The sequence below is a fragment of the Blastococcus sp. SYSU DS0669 genome, assembly GCF_054050895.1.
This window is the reverse complement of record NZ_JBJHAE010000003.1, coordinates 101,593-120,147: the sequence shown is the minus strand read 5'-3', so window position 1 is coordinate 120,147 and position 18,555 is coordinate 101,593. Positions and strand designations below refer to the sequence as shown.

At 74.8% G+C, this 18,555-nt stretch carries 17 protein-coding genes; 11 read left to right on the top strand and 6 right to left on the bottom strand.

Annotation, left to right across the window (positions count from 1 at the left end):
* Nucleotides 1–4 precede the first annotated feature (4 nt).
* A complete protein-coding gene (locus ACI792_RS05325; RefSeq protein WP_091934805.1) occupies nucleotides 5–208 on the bottom strand; it encodes a DUF5703 family protein in 204 nt (67 codons plus the stop codon).
* Between the two features lie 133 nt (nucleotides 209–341).
* Here ACI792_RS05325 and ACI792_RS05320 point away from each other — a divergent pair, with 133 nt between their 5' ends.
* The 3 genes from ACI792_RS05320 to ACI792_RS05310 all read left to right on the top strand — a co-directional run bounded on the left by ACI792_RS05320 (nucleotide 342) and on the right by ACI792_RS05310 (nucleotide 2,058).
* A complete protein-coding gene (locus ACI792_RS05320) occupies nucleotides 342–614 on the top strand; it encodes a hypothetical protein (RefSeq protein WP_456581398.1) in 273 nt (90 codons plus the stop codon).
* 256 nt (nucleotides 615–870) lie between these two features.
* Nucleotides 871–1,176 carry a hypothetical protein gene (locus ACI792_RS05315; RefSeq protein WP_456601659.1) on the top strand — a complete coding sequence of 102 codons (306 nt, stop codon included), beginning with the start codon at nucleotides 871–873 and terminating at the stop codon, nucleotides 1,174–1,176.
* A 78-nt stretch (nucleotides 1,177–1,254) separates the two neighbouring features.
* Nucleotides 1,255–2,058 (top strand): DUF2470 domain-containing protein, encoded by an 804-nt coding sequence (locus tag ACI792_RS05310; protein ID WP_456601658.1) that lies wholly within the window; start codon nucleotides 1,255–1,257, stop codon nucleotides 2,056–2,058.
* On the opposite strand, the gene ACI792_RS05305 is transcribed toward ACI792_RS05310, so the two are convergent.
* Nucleotides 2,055–4,007: an AAA family ATPase gene (locus tag ACI792_RS05305; protein ID WP_456601657.1), complete on the bottom strand. Its 1,953-nt coding sequence runs from the start codon at nucleotides 4,005–4,007 to the stop codon at nucleotides 2,055–2,057. The two genes, ACI792_RS05310 and ACI792_RS05305, sit on opposite strands and share 4 nt — an antisense overlap.
* Entirely contained in the window at nucleotides 4,004–4,969 is a 966-nt protein-coding gene (locus ACI792_RS05300; protein WP_456601656.1) for an aldo/keto reductase, read from the bottom strand. Before ACI792_RS05300 ends, ACI792_RS05305 begins: the two co-directional genes overlap by 4 nt.
* Before the next feature lie 176 nt (nucleotides 4,970–5,145).
* On the opposite strand from ACI792_RS05300, the gene ACI792_RS05295 reads away from it, so the two are divergent.
* Nucleotides 5,146–6,012: an undecaprenyl-diphosphate phosphatase gene (locus ACI792_RS05295; RefSeq protein WP_456601655.1), complete on the top strand. Its 867-nt coding sequence runs from the start codon at nucleotides 5,146–5,148 to the stop codon at nucleotides 6,010–6,012.
* Between the two features lie 54 nt (nucleotides 6,013–6,066).
* Here the strand turns inward: ACI792_RS05295 and ACI792_RS05290 are convergent, their stop codons facing one another.
* Nucleotides 6,067–7,626, bottom strand: a complete 1,560-nt coding sequence (locus tag ACI792_RS05290) for an AMIN-like domain-containing (lipo)protein (RefSeq protein WP_456601654.1) — start codon at nucleotides 7,624–7,626, stop codon at nucleotides 6,067–6,069.
* Nucleotides 7,627–7,821: 195 nt separating this feature from the next.
* Here ACI792_RS05290 and ACI792_RS05285 point away from each other — a divergent pair, with 195 nt between their 5' ends.
* The 4 genes from ACI792_RS05285 (at nucleotide 7,822) to ACI792_RS05270 (ending at nucleotide 10,416) form a co-directional block, all read left to right on the top strand.
* Nucleotides 7,822–8,520, top strand: coding sequence for a histidine phosphatase family protein (locus ACI792_RS05285; protein ID WP_456601653.1), 699 nt, complete (start codon nucleotides 7,822–7,824; stop codon nucleotides 8,518–8,520).
* A 70-nt stretch (nucleotides 8,521–8,590) separates the two neighbouring features.
* Nucleotides 8,591–9,142, top strand: a complete 552-nt coding sequence (locus ACI792_RS05280) for a DUF3090 family protein (protein ID WP_456601652.1) — start codon at nucleotides 8,591–8,593, stop codon at nucleotides 9,140–9,142.
* The gene (locus tag ACI792_RS05275) at nucleotides 9,112–9,891 is read left to right on the top strand and encodes an SCO1664 family protein (protein WP_456601651.1); all 780 of its coding nucleotides are present in this window, start codon (nucleotides 9,112–9,114) and stop codon (nucleotides 9,889–9,891) included. The genes ACI792_RS05280 and ACI792_RS05275 overlap by 31 nt, the downstream gene beginning before the upstream one ends.
* A gap of 141 nt (nucleotides 9,892–10,032) precedes the next feature.
* Nucleotides 10,033–10,416: a VOC family protein gene (locus ACI792_RS05270; protein WP_456601650.1), complete on the top strand. Its 384-nt coding sequence runs from the start codon at nucleotides 10,033–10,035 to the stop codon at nucleotides 10,414–10,416.
* Between the two features lie 18 nt (nucleotides 10,417–10,434).
* On the opposite strand, the gene ACI792_RS05265 is transcribed toward ACI792_RS05270, so the two are convergent.
* Nucleotides 10,435–11,151 (bottom strand): maleylpyruvate isomerase family mycothiol-dependent enzyme, encoded by a 717-nt coding sequence (locus ACI792_RS05265; protein ID WP_456601649.1) that lies wholly within the window; start codon nucleotides 11,149–11,151, stop codon nucleotides 10,435–10,437.
* A 106-nt stretch (nucleotides 11,152–11,257) separates the two neighbouring features.
* On the opposite strand from ACI792_RS05265, the gene mshC reads away from it, so the two are divergent.
* The gene (mshC, locus tag ACI792_RS05260; RefSeq protein ID WP_456601648.1) at nucleotides 11,258–12,508 is read left to right on the top strand and encodes a cysteine--1-D-myo-inosityl 2-amino-2-deoxy-alpha-D-glucopyranoside ligase; all 1,251 of its coding nucleotides are present in this window, start codon (nucleotides 11,258–11,260) and stop codon (nucleotides 12,506–12,508) included.
* Nucleotides 12,508–13,593 (top strand): HD domain-containing protein, encoded by a 1,086-nt coding sequence (locus ACI792_RS05255; RefSeq protein ID WP_456601647.1) that lies wholly within the window; start codon nucleotides 12,508–12,510, stop codon nucleotides 13,591–13,593. The genes mshC and ACI792_RS05255 overlap by 1 nt, the downstream gene beginning before the upstream one ends.
* 65 nt (nucleotides 13,594–13,658) lie before the next feature.
* Here ACI792_RS05255 and ACI792_RS05250 read toward each other — a convergent pair whose 3' ends face one another.
* The gene (locus ACI792_RS05250; protein ID WP_456601646.1) at nucleotides 13,659–14,528 is read right to left on the bottom strand and encodes a PAC2 family protein; all 870 of its coding nucleotides are present in this window, start codon (nucleotides 14,526–14,528) and stop codon (nucleotides 13,659–13,661) included.
* 215 nt (nucleotides 14,529–14,743) lie between these two features.
* Here ACI792_RS05250 and metH point away from each other — a divergent pair, with 215 nt between their 5' ends.
* Nucleotides 14,744–18,544, top strand: coding sequence for a methionine synthase (metH, locus tag ACI792_RS05245; RefSeq protein ID WP_456601645.1), 3,801 nt, complete (start codon nucleotides 14,744–14,746; stop codon nucleotides 18,542–18,544).
* Nucleotides 18,545–18,555: the final 11 nt, after the last annotated feature.

Below are 18,555 nucleotides of genomic sequence, written 5' to 3'. Positions count from 1 at the left end.
CCGCCTAGACCAGCGGCTTGGGCAGGTAGGAGAGGCGGGCGCGGCGGCGCAGGATGACCTTGCGGGTGCCGTCGGCGTGCAGCTGCAGACGGGCAAGCTCCCAGCCGCCGACGTCCGACTGCAGGCTGAGCATCGTGGCGGCCGCGGACCGGGACGTGCCCGGCGGGATGCGCAGCGGCGCGAACTCGTAGTCCCCGGCGGTGTCCATCGCGCCGATTGTGCCCGGCGTTCGCGCCGCGGGCACGTGTTCGTCATCTCCCTCACACCGTCCCGCCCTGCCGGCTGCGCAGGTGGACGGCACGATGGGGGCAGACCGCAGCCGCTTCTCAGGGGAGGACGACGTGACCGAGCCCGGTTTCTCGAGCGACGTGCCCGACGCCGACCGCGCGGAGCAGGAGGCGCCCCTCCAGCCGCCCGCGCCGACCCGCGCGGCCGAGGCGAGCCCGCCCGCCGGGGACGTGCCGGAGGCGGATGCGCTGGAGCAGCAGCTGGCCGCACGCCCCGGCGAGGCCGGCGCCCCGCGCGGCCCGCTGGGTGCGCGCGAGGCCGACGACGCCGACGTCCTGGAGCAGGAGGCCGACGTGCCGCTGGACGACGAGGACCAGCCCGGCTGAGACGGCGCCGCGGCGCCCCGGAGCCGCCCGATCGGACGGCGCCCCGGGCGGCCGCCCCCAGGACTCCCTGGGACGCTCTCTGCCCCGCCCCGGTGGGCAGAGGGCGACTGTCCGCGGGGCCTCATCGGCCGGACGGGGGCCGGGGGCGCGACGCCCACCCGGCCGGCGGACCGTCGGCCGGGTGAATCGGCCCTCCCGGGCTGCCCCGCGGCCCGCCGGCCACCAGAGTGGGCGGCGGACGCCGGGAGGTGGATCGATGACCAGGGACGGCCACGGGTCGGCCGAGGCCGAGGTGCACGCCGCCGCCGAGCGGTGGGCCCGTGCCGCCGGGCACCCCACCCCGGTGCTGGATGCGCCGGGCCCGACCCGGTCGATGGCCACCCGGTTCCTGCGCGGGCTGCTGCTCGGGGTCGCGGTCGGCGCCGTGCTCCTCGTCTCGACCGCGCAGGGCCCCACCGCGGCGCTGTGGGGCCTGCTCGCGCTGGTGGGCGGTGTCCTCGTCGGCCGCATCCTCCAGGACCGGCGGCGTCCGTCGCCGCGCGCGGTCCCGCACCGGTCCTGAGCGCCGAGCGGCGATCACGCACGCTGGCCGGATCCGCTCTCGTTTGGTTAGGCTGCCCTAACTGATCGAGGAGGGGCCATGCCGAGCAGCCCGACCCACCCCGCACCCGAGCGCCGTCCCGAGGCCGACGCGCTGCGCCCGGAGCCGGCCGAGCGCGCCCGCACCATCGCCACCCGGATCGCGGCGACCGTCTGCGCCCCCGGCACCGGCGGCGGCCGGCTGCTGGCGCACACCGTCACGCGCGCCGGGCAGGTGCTGCTCGTCGTCCCCGCCGACGGGGACGTCGCCGCGGCCGTCCGGCAGGCCCCCGACCAGGACCTCTCCGCCCTGCTGTTGGTCAGCGACCACGCGCCCGTGCCGCTGCGCCGGCCGACGAGGGCGCAGCTGTGGCTCTCCGGGTGGGCGACCCCCGTCCGGCCCGAGGACCAGCGCGCCGCCCTGCTGGCCTTCGCCGAGACCCGGCCCACGGAGGCACTGCTCGACGTCGGCCGGAGCGCGCTGCTGCTGCGGCTCGACCTCGCGGAGGTGGTGCTGGGCGAGGGTGGGGCGGGGGTCGACGTGAGCCCCCAGGAGTTCGCCGCAGCGCGCCCGGATCCGCTGGCCGCCGTCGAGGCCGACCACCTGCGCCACCTCGCCGGCGCCCACGCCGACGTCCTCGAGCTGCTCGCCGCCCGGATCCCGCCCGAGGTGGTGGGCCCGGCCGGCGTCGTCCGCCCGCTGGGGCTGGACCGGTTCGGCTTCCGGCTGCGCGTCGAGCGGCCGTACGGGCACACCGACGTGCGCGTCCCCTTCACCCGGCCGCTCGCCTGCGCGGGGCAGCTCGGCGCCGCGGTGGGGCAGCTGCTCTGCGCCGCCCGGGCGGGACGGCGCGGCCACCGCTAGCCGGCGATCTCGCGCAGCAGCTCGGCCAGCCGGGTGCGCCGCGGCCGGACGTCGACGTCGCGCACCGCCCGCGCCAGGGCGGCGCCGCTGGCGTGCACGATCGACAGGTGCCGCTGCGCCCGCGTGAGGGCGGTGTAGACCAGCGGGCGGGAGAGCATCCCGCCCGCCTCCGGCGGCAGCACGACGACGACGCCGGGCCACTCGGACCCCTGCGCGCGGTGCACGGTGATCGCCCAGCCGTGGCGCAGGTCGGGGAGCGCGTTGCCGCTCACCGTCACCGGGCCGGAGCTGAAGTCGACGTTCAGCGACCCGTCGCCGGTGCCGGTGACCACGCCCACCTCGCCGTTGGCGAAGCCGGTGGGTTCGAGATCCAGGTGGTTGGCGGTCGCCACGACGCGGTCGCCGACGTCGAAACCGAAGACGGTCCCGTCACCCGGGTTCAGCTGGGCCTTGAGCGCCTTGTTGAGCTCGATCGTGCCCGCCGGCCCCCGGTGCACCGGGGTGACCACCTGCACCGCGCCCGGATCGATGCCGAGCGCGCGCGGGATCGAGTCGGTGACCAGCTGCACCACCCGCCGGGCGGCCTCGGCGCTGCCGGTGGCCGGCACGACGACGACCTCGCGGTCGGGGGAGTCGACCGGCGGCAGCTCGCCGCCGCGGACCGAAGACGCGAGCCGGGCGATCGCCCCGCCCTCGGCCTGGCGGTAGAGGGTGCTCAGCTCGGTCACGGGGACGACGCCGGAGTCGATCAGGTCGCCGAGCACGTGCCCCGGGCCGATCGAGGGCAGCTGCGCGGGGTCACCGACCAGCAGCAGGTGCGTGCCGTCGGGGCAGGCCTCCAGCAGCGCGGCGGTGAGCTCGACGTCGAGCATCGAGGCCTCGTCGACCACGATCACGTCGGCGTCCAGCGGCCACTCCTCGTTGCGGGAAAACCCGCCGGAGGCGCCCTGCGCGCCGAGCAGCCGGTGCACCGTCACGGCCGGGTGGTCGGTGAGCTCCTCCAGCCGCTTGGCCGCCCGCCCGGTCGGCGCGGCGAGGGCGACGTCGGTGCCCTTGGTCCGCAGCAGTTGCACGATCGCGGCGATGGTGCGGCTCTTGCCGGTGCCCGGGCCGCCGGTCAGCAGGCTGACCCCGGCCGAGAGCACCTGGGCCACGGCCTTCTTCTGCGCCTCGTCGAGCCCCTTCGCCACCGAGCGCACCGACGCGGGGTCGGCGATCCGCTCCGCGGCGGCGGCCAGCCGGGCCACGTTCTCGGCCACCGCCTCCTCGGCCATGCCGTAGCGCGCCAGCGACAGCATCCGCAGCGCCGGGTCCGGCTCGGCCGGCTCGTCCGCGTCCTCGTCGAACTCCGGTTCGGGCGGCTCGTGGTCGAGCACGTCACCGGACTCGACGGCCGCCACGATGGCGGCCGCCGGGTCGGCGATGCCCTCCGCCTGCAGCGCGGCGACGACCAGGTCGACCGGCAGCACGGTGTGCCCGTCGCGGGTCGCCGTCCGCAGGGTGAGCCCCACGATCGCGCGGCCGCGCCGGGCGTCCTGCCGGTCGGCGCCCTTGAGGACGGCGATGGCGAGCCGGTCGGCGTCGCCGAGGGAGACCCCCGAGAGGCCCAGCAGGGCCCACGGGTCGTCCCGCAGGCGGCGGGCGGCGTCCGGGCCGAGCGCGTCGGCGACCCCGGCGGCCAGCTTGGCCGGCAGGCCGGCGCCGACGAGCAGCTCGACCACCTCGTAGGTGGGGGCGGCGGCGAGGAAGCTGGAGAAGAGCCGCTCGGCCCGCTGCCGGCCCACCCGCGGCAGCTTCAGCAGCCTGTCGGCGGTGACGTCGTCGGGGGTGGTGATGCCCGCGGCCGGCAGCTCGGCCGCCGCGCGCTTGCCCAGCCCCGGCCACAGCCCGGCGGTGCAGAAGGCGGCGAAGACCAGGTCCGGGCCGGGGGTCGTCGGGTGCGCGCTCACCGGTCCGACCGGCGATCGGGGTAGCTGAAGTGCGGGGCGGAGACGTCCTCCAGCGCCGTGCGGATCGCCGCGGGCAGCCGGACGGTGTCGGCGTCGATGGACGCCTGCAGCTGCTGGGCGGTGCGGGCACCCACCACGGGGGCGACGACGCCCGGCCGGTCGCGCACCCAGGCCAGCGCCACGGCGAGCGGCGTCGTCCCCAGCCCCTGGGCGGCGGTGATGACCGCCTCGACGATGCGGTCGGCGGTGGCCGAGCGGAGCCCGTCGATGAACCCCTGCCACTGCGCCGAGGCGCCCCGGGACTCCGACGGCGTGCTGTGCCGGTACTTGCCGGTCAGCAACCCGCGACCCAGGGGGGACCAGGCGAGCACGCCCAGCCCCAGCGCCTCGGCCGCCGGCACGACCTCCCGCTCGACGCCGCGCTGCAGCAGCGAGTACTCGACCTGGGTGCTGACCAGCGGGGTCCGCCCCGGCCAGGCCCGCTGCCAGGTCGCCGCCTGGGCGGTCTGCCAGCCGGTGAAGTTGCTGACGCCGACGTAGCGCGCGCGGCCGGAGGAGACGGCCAGGTCGCAGGCGGCCAGGGTCTCCTCCAGCGGCGTCGTCTCGTCCCAGGCGTGCAGCTGCCAGAGGTCGACGTAGTCCAGGCCCAGCCGCTCCAGCGAGGCGTCCAGCGCCGGGATCAGGTGCCCCCGGGAGGCCCCGCGGCCCATCGGGCCGGGGCCCGTGCGCCCGACGGCCTTGGTGGCCACGAGCACCTGCGACCGCGGCACGACGTCGGCGAGGAGGTGGCCCAGGGTGCGCTCGCTCTCCCCGTCGCAGTAGACGTCGGCGGTGTCGACCAGCGTGCCGCCGGCGTCGACGAAGGCCGTGAGCTGCATGGCGGCCTCGTCCTCGTCGGTGTCGCCGCCCCAGGTCATCGTCCCCAGCGCGAGCCGGGACACGACCAGACCGCTGCGCCCCAACGCCCGTTGCTCCACGACCGGCCAACCTACCGCCGCCGACCGCCCGGCACCCGGGAGCACCGGCCACCCGGGGCGGCGCGCCGGGTGGCGCAGGGGGCGACGCCTAGGGTGGGCACCCGTGCCCGAACGCTGCTGCTCCTGCCCGGCCGCCCGTGTCCCGACCGGGGGGTGCTGACGTGGGCTGGATCGAGGCGGTCGTCCTGGGCATCGTGCAGGGGCTCACCGAGTTCCTGCCGATCTCCTCCAGCGCCCACCTGCGCGTGGTGGGCGAGGCCTTCGGGTGGGGCGACCCGGGCGCGGCGTTCACCGCCATCACCCAGATCGGCACCGAGGCCGCCGTCCTCCTGTACTTCCGCCACGACATCTGGCGGATCGTCACCGCCTGGATCGCGTCGCTCGGCGGCCGCCGCAAGGGCGACCCCGACGCCCGCATGGGCTGGCTGATCATCATCGGCAGCCTGCCGATCGTCGTCCTCGGCCTGCTGTTCCAGGAGGAGATCGAGACGACCTTCCGCGACCTGCGGATCGTCGCGACGGCGCTGATCCTGTTCTCCCTGGTGCTGTTCTGGGCCGACCGCGCCGGGGCCAAGCGGCGGGAGCTCGACCAGCTCACCGTGCCGCACGGCATCGGCTACGGCTTCGCCCAGGCGATGGCGCTCATCCCCGGCGTCTCCCGGTCCGGCGGCACGATCACCGCGGGCCTCTTCCTCGGCTACACCCGGTCGGCGGCGGCGCGCTACTCGTTCCTGCTGGCGGTGCCCGCGGTCCTCGGCTCCGGCTTCTTCCAGACGTACGAGGCGCTCACCGGCGACGTGGAGGGTCCGGGCATCAGCTGGGGGCCGACCATCCTCGCCACGGTCATCGCCTTCGGCATCGGGCTCACGGTGATCGCCTGGCTGCTGCGCTACCTGGACCGGGGCAGCTTCACCCCGTTCGTCGTCTACCGCATCGTGCTGGGGCTGCTCATCCTCCTGCTGGTCTTCACCGGCGTCCTCGACCCCGTGGGGTCCACCGGTATCAGCCCCTCGCCCGCCCCGCGCTGAGCGCCACGGCGACCCGGAACCGGTCGGGCTCCGGGTCGCCGTGGGTGGTGGGGCTCAGGCCTCCGGGGCCGCGTCGAGGTCCAGCGTCTCGATCATCGCGTCCAGCACCGCGACGTTGCGCTCGTAGTCGAACCGGGGCAGCCCCACGGTGTCGGCGACGAGGGTCCGCGGGCCGTTCTCGCCGTCCTCGAGGGCGATGGCGTACCGGGTCGACGGCATGCCCTCCGGCCAGAAGCCCTCCCCGGTGGCGGTGCGCTCGATCCGCACGGCGTCCCGGTCGTCCACGGTCAGCTCGCGGCGCGCCTGCTCACCGGGCTGCTCCTGGGTCACCCGGTCGAAGGGGACCGGCTCGACGGACACGGCGATCGCCGCCACCCGGACGTCGGTGGCGTCGGGCACGTCGAAGTCCTGCGGCGAGAACCGGCTGCAGGAGGGCACGGTCTCCCCGGCGTTGACCGACCAGTCCGACGGATGGTCGATCGCGAAGCCCGCCGGGCTGGTGCAGGTCTCCCCGAGGGTGACGCCGTCGGACGGCTCGCGCGTGAGCACGTCGACGACGATCCGCTGCGGATCCGACAGCCGGGCCACGGCGAACGGGCGCTGCTGGTCCAGGCCGGCGTAGAAGGAGTAGCGCCCCTCGAAGAGGGTGTCGGCGATCAGGGCCTCCAGCGTGCTGGTCCCGGCGATCTCCAGGCGCTCCCGTCCCTCCCACGGCTCGACGCCCTCAGGGGCGTCGGGCGGGAGCAGCAGGTCGGACAGCGTGATCCCCAGCGTCGCGTCGCCGGGGACGTCCAGCGGCAGGCCCGACCCCGCGCTCCTCGGGTCCTCGGTGTAGCCGACCTGGTAGCCGGCCTCGCCGTCGCCGGCGAGCTCGAACACGATCCGGTCGAAGCCTTCGTGGGCGCCCAGCCGGACGTCGGTCAGCACGACCGGCGCGCCGGTGCCCTCGACGTCGACGTCGGCGGTGCCGCCCTCGCCGATCGGGTCCAGGCCGCCGGACCCGCCGTCCCCGCCGGGCTCGTGCAGGACGTCGACGACCAGCCGGGCCGGATCGGAGAGCTCCGCGACGCCGAAGGGCACCTGTTCCTCGAGGCCGATCGTCCAGGCCAGCATCGACTCGAAGTCGCCGGTCTCCACCGCCTCGGTGATCACCTCGCCGCCGGGGGCGGTGATGTGGTCCCGCCCGGTGTAGGTCTCGCGGGGCTCCTCGCCGGAGAGGTCGACGCCGCTGGCCGGGCTGACCCGCACCTCGAGGAACGCGGAGCCGGCCACCTGCACCTCGCGGCCCGAGCCGTCCTCGGTGATCGGCGGCTCGACGTAGCCCACCCGGTAGCTCGGCACGTCGTCGCCCTCGAACTCGAGGACGAACCGGTCGAACTCCTCGTGCCCGGCGGCGCGCACGTCGGTCAGGTAGGCCGGAGAGCCACCGGCCGGGAAGGCGTCATCCTGCACGGTCTCCGTGCCGGGCTCACCGACCGGAGGCAGCGGCGATCCGGCTGCCTGCAGCGTCCCCGGGAGATCCGGGACGACGGTCGGGGGAGGGGCGGGGGTAGCGCCGGCGGTGGTCACCAGCAGGGAGCTGGCGCCCAGCCCGGCGAGCAGCAGTCGCATCATCGCGATCTCGCTTCCGGTCTCGGGTGTCCGGTCCCCTGGGGCCTGCCCACTCGCCCGTGCAGCCGGAACCCGGGTCGGCCTCCCGTCACCGGATCGTCACGTGCGCCGGGCGGGAGGTCCCTCCGTCGACGTTCCGGGGCGCCGCCCGACCCGGCGGGCGAGGAGAACGTGCTGGTACCACCTACGCTCGGCGCCGTGACCACCGTCATCCTCCTGCGCCACGGCCGGAGCACCGCGAACACCGGCGGCGTGCTCGCCGGGTGGACGCCCGGTGTCCAGCTCGACGAGACCGGCCAGGCGCAGGCGCGGGCGGTGGGGGAGCGGCTGGCGCCGGTGCCGCTGGCCGCTGTCGTCAGCAGCCCGCTGGAGCGCTGCCGGCAGACCGCGGGTGCGGTGCTCGCCGGGCGCGACCTCGAGCCGGCGACCGACGACCGGCTGGGCGAGGCCCGCTACGGCGACTGGACCGGTCGGCCGCTCAAGGAGCTGGCCAAGGAGCCGCTCTGGAAGGTGGTCCAGCAGCACCCCTCGGCCGCCGTCTTCCCCGGGCCGGACGGGGAGGGGCTCGCGCAGACCCAGGCGCGGGCCGTCGCCGCCGTCCGAGGGTGGAACGCCCGGCTCGGCCCCGACGCGGTGTGGCTGGCCTGCAGCCACGGCGACGTCATCAAGGCGATCCTGGCCGACGCCCTGGGGCTGCACCTGGACTCCTTCCAGCGGATCGTCGTCGACCCGGCCTCGATCTCGGTGGTCAGCTACACCGACACCCGACCGTTCGTCGCGCGGGTCAACGACACCGGTGGCGACGTCGCCGCGCTGATCCCGCCGCCGCGCAAGGGCCGACGCCGCAAGGCCGCCTCCGACGCCGTCGTCGGCGGTGGGGCGGGCGCGAGCGCCTGACCTCGCGGGCCCCTCCGGAGGGTGCGAGGCGTGGGGAGGACGGGGTCCTTCCACCGCGTAACCTGGGCGCGTGCCCCGCCAGGTCCATCTCTTCGATCGCCCCAGCCGGTTCGTCGCAGGGACGGTGGGGCAGCCCGGGGACCGCACCTTCTACCTCCAGGCCAGTGACGACAGCGGCCGCACGGTCAGCGTCGCGCTGGAGAAGACCCAGGTGCAGGTCCTGGCCGAGCGGATGAGCGACCTGCTCGACGAGGTCGCCGGCCGGGCGGGCACGGTGATCCCGCCGGAGGCCGACGTCGACGACCTCGAGCCGCTCACCGCGCCGGTCGACGAGGAGTTCCGCGTCGCCGCGATGGGGCTGGCCTGGGACGGCACCGAGGAGGCCGTCGTCGTCGAGGCGGTCGCCGCCGGTGAGGAGCCGATCGAGGAGGACGCCATCCTCTCCGACAGCGAGGAGGGGCCCGACGCCCTGAGGGTGACCATCACCCCCATGGCCGCGCGCGCCTTCATCGCCCGCGCCCGGCGGGTCGTGGCGGCCGGCCGCCCGTCCTGCCCGCTGTGCTCGCTACCGCTCGACCCGGTGGGCCACGTGTGCCCGCGGCAGAACGGCTACCGCCGCTGAGCGGCGACCCCGCGGAGGACACCGTCCTCCGGCCGCCCGCCGGCGACGAGGAGGCGCGGCGGCTCCTCACCGAGGGCGTCATCGACCTCGAGGGGCGCATGCTCGACGCCTCGAACGTGACTCTGGTCGGCGCCATCCGCGCCGGTGACCTGGTCGCCGAGTGCGTCTACAAGCCGGTCGCGGGGGAGCGGCCGCTGTGGGACTTCCCCGACGGCACCCTCGCCGGGCGGGAGATCTCGGCCTACCTGGTGTCCGAGGCGACCGGCTGGCGGATCGTCCCGCCCACCGTGCTGCGCGAGGGGCCGTTCGGGCCCGGGATGGTGCAGCTGTGGGTGGACGGCGACGAGGAGGTCGACCTCGCCGCCTTCGTCCGCCGCGACGACCCGGCGCTGCGCCGCATGGCCGTCTTCGACGCGGTGGTGAACAACGCCGACCGCAAGGGCGGCCACATCATCCCGATGCCCGGCGGCCACGTGCACGGCATCGACCACGGCATCTGCTTCTCCGTCGACCCCAAGCTGCGCACCCTGCTCTGGGGCTGGGCCGGCAAGCCGCTGACCGCCGAGGCGATCGAGGTGCTGGAGCGGCTCGGGGACGAGCTGCGCGGGGACCTCGGGGACCGGCTGCACGAGCACCTGACCCGCGCCGAGGTGCGCTGCACCCAGCGGCGGGTGGCCGAGCTGCTGCGCACCGGCCGGCACCCCGAGCCGAGCGGGGAGTGGCCGGCCCTGCCCTGGCCGCCGTTCTGAGCACACTGTCGCCCTCCGGGCTCCCACCGCGGCCAGGTGCCGTCCCCCCGTTGCGCCGAGCCGGCCCCTTCGCCGCCTCGGGAGGCCTCCGGCCCCCGCTCGGCGGTTCGCCTCGCAGGGCGGCTCACTACCCTCCGGCGCATGCATCGCAGCCGGCTGTCGATCCTCCTGCTCGACCTCCCGCCGGAGCACCACGCCGCCGGCACCGCCTTCTGGGCCGGCGCCACCGGGCGCACCGCGCAGCCCGATCCCGCCGACGAGAAGTGGGCGTCCCTGGGCTCGTTCGCCGACGGCTGGCACGTGGAGGTCCAGCGGACGGGCGAGGGCACGCCGCCGCGCTGGCACGTCGACGTCGAGACCGACGACATCCCCGCCGAGGTGGCCCGGCTCGAGGCCCTGGGCGCCACCCGGCACCGCGACATGGGCCGGTTCTGGCAGATGCTCGACCCGGCCGGGCTGGTGTTCTGCGTCGTCGGCGTCCAGACCGGCGAGGAGTTCGACCGCCACGCGGTGACCTGGCCGTGAGCCGGAGGCGCCGGCCCCTCAGTCCAGCTTCACGAGGTCGATCATCGCGGCCGCCTGGAGGCCGTCGCCGTCGACGGTGAGCACCTCCAGCGGCACCCGGCGCCACACGGCCAGGAGCAGGTCACCGGCCGTCCCCGTGAGCGCGGCGATCGGGAAGGGCTTCGTGCCGGGGAAGAGGGTGCGCTCGGCATCGGCGTCCACCGCGTGCAGGACTACGGGGTGGGCCTGCTCGGGCGGGCCGTCGGGGAGGGCGCCCGGAACCATGACCTCCAGCCACTCGTCCAGGCCGTCCATCGCCACCGCGGTGGGCACCGGGCGCACGTCGCCGAGCACCTGCTCGACGTCGACGGTGTGCACGGTGGCCTCCTGCAGCTGCCGGCGCAGGACGAACGCCACGTCCTTCTGCGGCGCCCAGGTCCACACGCGCTCCGCGGGGTCGGCCCCGGCCAGCGCCGTCTCCAGCTCCGCGCTCTGCGCCGCCACGTACCCCAGCAGCTCGTCGTCCTCGATCCGTCGCGGCTGGGGGTAGGCCGAGGGGTCCTGGGCACGCGTGCGCACCACCCACGCCCAGAAGTGCTGCACCTCGCCCAGGTGCCGCACCAGGTCGGCGAGCGTCCAGCCGGGGCACCCGGGCACGGGCGCCTGCCACCCGCGGTCCAGGAGCGCCTCGGCCGCGGCGTCGGCGAACCGGGCGTCGACCCGCCGCAGGGCCGGGAGGTACTCGGACAGCTGCATCGCTCCTCCTCGTGGGCCGCTGCGGTGCGCACCCGGCCCTCCGACGTGATGACCCGCACGGACGTGCGGGCGGGGTGCCGTCGGACCACGCCTCTAGGCTCGTGCCGTGCTCTCCTGGCCCGCCCCGCTGCTGCCGACCCTGCCCGGCACCGGCCCCGTCCTCAAGGTCTACGACACCGCCCGCGGCGAGATCGTGGCGACGACGCCGGACCGGACGGCGCGGATGTACGTCTGCGGCATCACCCCCTACGACGCCACGCACCTCGGCCACGCCGCCACCTACCTGGCCTTCGACCTCGTCAACCGGGTGTGGCGGGACGCGGGGCACGCCGTCCACTACGTGCAGAACGTGACCGACATCGACGACCCGTTGCTCGATCGCGCCGAGCGCGACGGCGAGGACTGGATCGTCCTGGCCATGCGCGAGACGGCCCTGTTCCGGGAGGACATGACGGCGCTGCGCGTGCTGCCGCCCGAGGACTACGTGGGTGCCGTCGAGTCGATCCCGCGGATCGTGGCGCACGTCGAGCGGCTGCTCGACGAGGGGCTGGCCTACGTGCTCGACGACGGCACCGGCGACATCTACCACGACGTCGCCCAGGCGCCCGGGTTCGGGACGGAGTCCGGCTACGACGAGGCCACGATGCTGGCGTACTCCGCCGAGCGCGGCGGCGACCCCGACCGGGCAGGCAAGCGCAACCGGCTGGACCCCATGCTGTGGCGTGGCGAGCGCGCCGGAGAGCCGGCGTGGCCCGGCCCGCACGGCCGGCGGGGCCGCCCCGGCTGGCACATCGAGTGCGCCACGATCGCCCTGGACACCATCGGCATGGGCTTCGACGTCCAGGGCGGGGGCAGCGACCTCGTCTTCCCGCACCACGAGTTCTCCGCCGTGCACGCCGAGGCGCTCACCGCCACCAAGCCGTTCGCCCGGGCCTACGTGCACGCGGCGATGATCGGCCTGGACGGCGAGAAGATGAGCAAGAGCCGGGGCAACCTGGTGTTCGTCTCCAAGCTGCGGGGGGAGGGCGTGGACCCCATGGCGATCCGGCTGGCGCTCCTCTCGGGCCACTACCGCACCGATCGGACCTGGACCGGCGACCTCCTCGCCGAGGCCCAGGAGCGGCTGGCGACGTGGCGGCAGGCGGTCGGGCGCGAGGCGGGCGCCCCCGCGGGGCCGGTGCTGCACGGGCTGCGCGAGCGGCTCGCCGACGACCTCGACAGCCCGGGTGCGATCGCGCTGGTCGACGCCTGGGCCGCCCGCACCCTGGCCGGCGGGGACGACCTGGAGGAGCACGCGCCGCAGGTGGTGAGCGACGCCGTCGACGCGCTCCTGGGCGTCGATCTGCAGGAGGCCTGATGACCAGCGCGCCCGGCGGATCCTTCCGGCTGACCGACCGGGCGGCCCGCCAGCGGGCCGAGGAGCAGCTCGCGCCCGCCGCGACCCGGGCGTCGGCCACCCGCGGCCGGGCCCGCCCGGAGCCGGAGGACGCCCTGCGCACCGCTTTCGAGCGCGACCGCGACCGGATCCTGCACGCCAAGGCCTTCCGCCGGCTCAAGCACAAGACGCAGGTCTTCCTCCACCCTGACGGCGACCACTTCGTCACCCGGCTCACGCACACGCTGCAGGTGACGCAGGTGGCGCGCTCGCTGGCCCGGGCGCTGGGGCTCAACGAGACGCTCGCCGAGGCGATCGCGCTCGGCCACGACGTCGGGCACTCGCCGTTCGGCCACATCGGCGAGGACGCCTTCGACCCCTACGTCCCCGGCGGGTGGCACCACGCCGCGCAGGGGGTGCGGATCGTCGAGGTGCTCGAGGACCTCAACCTCACGTGGGAGGTGCGCGACGGCATCCGCGCGCACAGCTGGAAGATCGACCCGCCGCCGGCCACCCGCGAGGCGGAGTGCGTGCGGTACGCCGACCGGATCGGCTACCTGTCCCACGACGCCCTGGATGCCGTGAGGGCGGGGGTGATCCGCGTCGCCGACCTGCCCTCGCGCGCCCTCGCCGTCTTCGGGCAGCCGGGCAGCGAGATGGTCGGCGCGATGATCGACGCCGTCGTCGAGGGCTCGCTGGCCGACGGCGGCCGCGTCGTCATGACGCCGGAGCCGCTCGCGGCGATGCACGAACTGCGGGACTTCCTGTTCGCCCGCGTCTACGCCTCCGACGTCGCCGCCGGGCAGAAGCACCTCGCGATCGACGTCATCCGCCGGCTGGTCGACCACCACCTGGCGCACCCGGAGCTGATCCCGGCCAGCTACCGCGACACCGAGGCCGACCCGCTCACCCAGGTCGTGGACTACGTCTCCGGGATGACCGACCGGTACGCCCTCGCCACGCACGACCGGCTCTTCGATGCCGACGCCTCGGCCCAGATGCGACCGCTGCTGCATGGCGAGCCTCCGGACCGCACCGCGACCAACGGCCGTCCCGGCTGCCGCTGAGCCCCACCGTCGCGACGACGCCGACCCCCTCCGGGGCCCACTCGCCGCGACCATGCCGAGCGGGGTCAGGCGCCGCCGGCGGGGCCTCCGCGGCGGCGGAGGTAGCGCTCGAACTCGCGGGCGATCTGGTCGCCGTTGGCCTGCGAGAGGTCGACCTCGGTGGCGCGCTCCTCCAGCGAGCGCACGTACTCGACCACCTCGGCGTCCTCGCTGGCCATCTCGTCGACCGTCTTCACCCAGTCCTCGGCCTGCTGCGGCAGCACGCCGAGCGGCACGGTGACCTCCAGGACCTCCTCGACCCGCTGGAGGAGCGCGACGGTGGCCCGGGGCGACGGCGGCTGCGACACGTAGTGCGGGACGGCGGCCCAGAAGCTGATCGCCGGGAGGCCGGCCTGCACGCAGGCGTCCTGGAACACGCCCAGGATGCCGGTCGGGCCCTCGTAGCGGGAGGTCTCCAGCCCGTACGCGCGGGCCGACTCGCCGTCGTAGGCGGAGCCGGTGACGGGGGTGGGCCGGGTGTGCGGGGTGTCGGCGAGCAGCGCGCCGAGGGCGACGACGATCGAGGCGTCGAGCTCGTCGAGGATCTCCAGCAGCTCCTCGCAGAAGCTGCGCCAGCGCATGTTCGGCTCGATGCCGCGGATCAGCACGACGTCGCGGTCCAGCCCCTCGGGCCGGGCCACCGAGATGCGGGTGGTCGGCCACTCGATGCGCCGGCTCACCCCGCCCACCAGCGAGACCGTGGGCCGGTTGACCTGGAAGTCGTAGTAGTCCTCGGGGTCCAGCGCCGCCAGCGGCTTCGCGTCCCAGATCAGCTCGAGGTGCTCGACGGCCCCCGTCGCGGCGTCGCCGGCGTCGTTCCAGCCCTCGAACGCCACCACGACCACCGGGTCGGTGAGCTGCGGCAGGTCATCTGCGTCGGGCTTCGGATCGATCACCTCTGCCAGCCTACGTCGATCCCGCCGTCCCGCCCGGCGCACGCCCGCGGTTCTCCCACCGTCGGGTTGCCCGGTCCCCGACGCCCGCTGCAGCTGGGGGGACCCGGGTGCGAGAATGGGCGCCGACATCGGGAACGCCCAGGCCTGGGCCAGCCCGCCGGGGTGACGGAGCGCGAGGCCCGCACGCCCATCGAGCAGAACCACTGGGGATCACCGTGTCCGAGTCACCCGACCTCCGCCCCGATGCCACAGCGGCGCTCACCGCCCTGATGCAGCAGCGGATCCTGGTGCTCGACGGCGCCATGGGGACGGCCATCCAGCGGGACCGCCCCGACGAGGCGGGCTACCGCGGCGAGCGCTTCGCCGACTGGCCGAGCGACGTCCAGGGCAACAACGACCTGCTCAGCATCACGCAGCCGGAGATCATCGCCGGCATCCACCGCGAGTACCTCGAGGCCGGCGCGGACCTGATCGAGACCAACACCTTCAACGCGACGTCGATCTCGCTGGCCGACTACGGCATGCAGGAGCTGGCCTACGAGCTGAACCTGGCCTCGGCCCGGCTGGCCCGCCGCGAGGCCGACGCGATGGCCGCCCGCACTCCCGGGAGGCCGCGCTTCGTCGCCGGAGCGATCGGCCCCACCAGCCGGACCGCCTCGATCTCCCCGGACGTCAACGACCCGGGGGCCCGCAACGTCAGCTTCGACGAGCTCGTCGAGGCCTACCTCGAGCAGGCGGACGGCCTGGTCGACGGCGGGGTCGACGCCCTGCTGATCGAGACGATCTTCGACACGCTCAACGCCAAGGCGGCGATCTTCGCGCTCGAGACGCTGTTCGAGCAGCGCGGCCGCCGCTGGCCGGTCCTGATCTCCGGCACGATCACCGACGCCTCCGGGCGCACCTTGTCCGGGCAGGTCACCGAGGCCTTCTGGAACTCCGTCCGGCACGTGCGGCCGCTCCTGGTCGGGCTGAACTGCGCGCTCGGGGCGAAGGAGATGCGGCCCTACGTCGCCGAGCTCTCGCGGGTCGCCGACACGTTCGTCTCCTGCTACCCGAACGCCGGCCTGCCCAACGCCTTCGGCGAGTACGACGAGTCGCCGGAGGAGACGGCGGCGATCGTCGCCGAGTTCGCCGAGTCCGGATTCGTGAACCTCGTGGGCGGCTGCTGCGGCACCACGCCGGCGCACATCGCGGCGATCGCCCGGTCGGTGGAGGGAGCGTCGCCCCGCACCCCGGCGCAGCCCCGCCCGGCGCTGCGGCTGTCCGGCCTCGAGCCGCTCGCGGTCAGCGAGGAGTCGCTGTTCGTCAACGTCGGCGAACGCACCAACATCACCGGGTCCGCGCGTTTCCGGAACCTCGTCAAGGCCGGCGACTACCCGGCCGCGCTCGCCGTCGCCCGCCAGCAGGTGGAGGCCGGCGCGCAGGTCATCGACGTCAACATGGACGAGGGGATGATCGACGGCGTCGAGGCGATGGACCGCTTCACCAAGCTGATCGCCGCCGAGCCCGACATCTGCCGCGTGCCCACGATGATCGACTCCTCCAAGTGGGAGGTGATCGAGGCAGGGCTGAAGAACGTCCAGGGCAAGGCGATCGTCAACTCCATCTCGCTGAAGAACGGCGAGGAGGAGTTCGTCCACCAGGCCACGCTCTGCCGGAGGTACGGGGCGGCCGCCGTGGTCATGGCCTTCGACGAGCAGGGCCAGGCCGACACCCTCGAGCGGCGCATCGAGATCTGCCGCCGCGCCTACGACGTCCTCACCACGCGGGTGGGCTTCCCGGCCGAGGACATCATCTTCGACCCGAACGTCTTCGCCGTCGCCACGGGGATCGAGGAGCACGCGAACTACGGCGTCGACTTCATCGAGGCGACGCGCTGGATCAAGCGGAACCTGCCCGGCGCGCTGGTCTCCGGCGGCGTCTCGAACGTCTCGTTCTCCTTCCGGGGCAACAACCGCGTCCGCGAGGCGATCCACGCGGTCTTCCTCTTCCACGCCATCAGGGCCGGCATGGACATGGGGATCGTCAACGCCGGAGCCCTCGAGGTCTACGACGAGGTGCCGGCGGAGCTGCGGGAGCGGATCGAGGACGTCGTCCTCAACCGGCGCCCGGACGCCACCGAGCGGCTGCTGGAGATCGCCGGCGACTACGCCGGGGACGGCGCGGCCCGCGAGGTCGCCACCGAGGAGTGGCGGGCCCTGCCGGTGGGGGAGCGGATCACCCACGCGCTCGTGAAGGGCATCGACGCGCACGTCGAGGACGACACCGAGGAGCTGCGCCGGGAGATCGCCGCGCGCGGTGGGCGGCCCATCGAGGTCATCGAGGGTCCGCTGATGGACGGGATGAACGTCGTCGGCGACCTGTTCGGCGCCGGGAAGATGTTCCTGCCGCAGGTGGTGAAGTCCGCGCGGGTGATGAAGAAGGCCGTCGCCTACCTCATCCCGTTCATCGAGGCGGAGAAGCAGCCCGGCGACGCCGAGCGCAGCAACGGCAAGGTGGTCATGGCCACCGTGAAGGGCGACGTCCACGACATCGGCAAGAACATCGTGGGCGTCGTCCTGCAGTGCAACAACTACGACGTCGTCGACCTCGGGGTCATGGTGCCGGGGCAGCGGATCCTGGACGCCGCCAAGGAGGAGGGCGCCGACATCATCGGGCTCTCCGGGCTGATCACGCCCTCGCTGGACGAGATGGTCGGCCTCGCCTCGGAGATGGAGCGGCAGGGCTTCGAGATCCCGCTGCTCATCGGGGGCGCCACGACCTCGCGGGCGCACACGGCCGTGAAGGTGGCGCAGAAGTACCACGGCCCGGTGATCTGGGTGAAGGACGCCTCCCGGTCGGTCCCCGTGGTCGCCGCGCTGCTGTCGGACGAGCAGCGGCCCGGCCTGCTGGCCGAGACCGAGGCCGACTACGCGGCCCTGCGGGAGCGGCACGCCGCCCGGCAGGACAGCCGGACCCTGCTGCCGCTGGCGCAGGCACGGGCGAAGGCGACCCCGGTGGACTGGAGCGGCTACACCCCGCCGCGGCCGCGGATGCTCCTCCAGCAGGCGAAGGACGTCTGCGACGGCCCCACCTGCGACCACCGGCACGGGCACGCCACGCAGTTCGTGAAGACCTTCCCCGACTACCCGCTGGCCGAGCTGCGGGAGTACATCGACTGGCAGCCGTTCTTCAACGCCTGGGAGATGCGCGGGCGGTTCCCCGACATCCTGCACAACCCGGCGACCGGTGAGGCGGCCCGGCGGCTGTACGAGGACGCGCAGGCGATGCTCGACCGGATCGTGGCGGAGCGGTGGCTGCGGGCCAGCGGCGTCTTCGGGTTGTTCCCGGCCAACCGGGTCGGGGGCGAGGACATCGAGGTCTACACCGACGAGTCACGCACCGCCGTCCGCGCCACGCTGCACCAGCTGCGGCAGCAGACCGAGGGTCGCGACGGCTCCGCGCGCAAGTCGCTGGCGGACTTCGTGGCGCCCCGGGAGACCGGTCTGCGCGACTACGTCGGCGCCTTCGCGGTGACCGCCGGGCTGGGCTCGGCCGAGCGGGTGGCGGCTTTCAAGAAGGACAACGACGACTACAGCGCGATCATGCTCGAGGCGCTGGCCGACCGGCTGGCCGAGGCGTTCGCCGAGCGGCTGCACCAGCGGGTCCGCCGGGAGTTCTGGGGCTACGCCGCCGACGAGTCGCTGGACAACGAGGCGCTGATCGCGGAGAAGTACCGCGGCATCCGCCCCGCCCCGGGTTACCCGGCGTGCCCGGAGCACACCGAGAAGCTCACCATCTGGGACCTGCTCGACGTCGAGGCCGCCACGGGCATCCAGCTCACCGAGAGCCTGGCCATGTGGCCCGGCGCGGCGGTGAGCGGGCTGTACTTCGCCCACCCGCAGGCGCAGTACTTCGTGCTGGGCCGGGTGGGCCGCGACCAGGTCGAGGACTACGCCGCCCGCAAGGGCTGGACGGTCGCCGAGGCGGAGCGGTGGCTCTCGCCGAACCTCGGCTACCGCACCGAGGACGAGTAAGGACCCCGGCT

Coding starts and splice junctions, on each gene's coding strand:
- ACI792_RS05325 (WP_091934805.1), bottom strand. CDS start 208: ATGGACACCGCCGGGGACTACGAGTTCGCGCCGCTGCGCATCCCGCCG.
- ACI792_RS05315 (WP_456601659.1), top strand. CDS start 871: ATGACCAGGGACGGCCACGGGTCGGCCGAGGCCGAGGTGCACGCCGCC.
- ACI792_RS05310 (WP_456601658.1), top strand. CDS start 1,255: ATGCCGAGCAGCCCGACCCACCCCGCACCCGAGCGCCGTCCCGAGGCC.
- ACI792_RS05290 (WP_456601654.1), bottom strand. CDS start 7,626: ATGATGCGACTGCTGCTCGCCGGGCTGGGCGCCAGCTCCCTGCTGGTG.
- ACI792_RS05270 (WP_456601650.1), top strand. CDS start 10,033: ATGCATCGCAGCCGGCTGTCGATCCTCCTGCTCGACCTCCCGCCGGAG.
- ACI792_RS05265 (WP_456601649.1), bottom strand. CDS start 11,151: ATGCAGCTGTCCGAGTACCTCCCGGCCCTGCGGCGGGTCGACGCCCGG.
- ACI792_RS05255 (WP_456601647.1), top strand. CDS start 12,508: ATGACCAGCGCGCCCGGCGGATCCTTCCGGCTGACCGACCGGGCGGCC.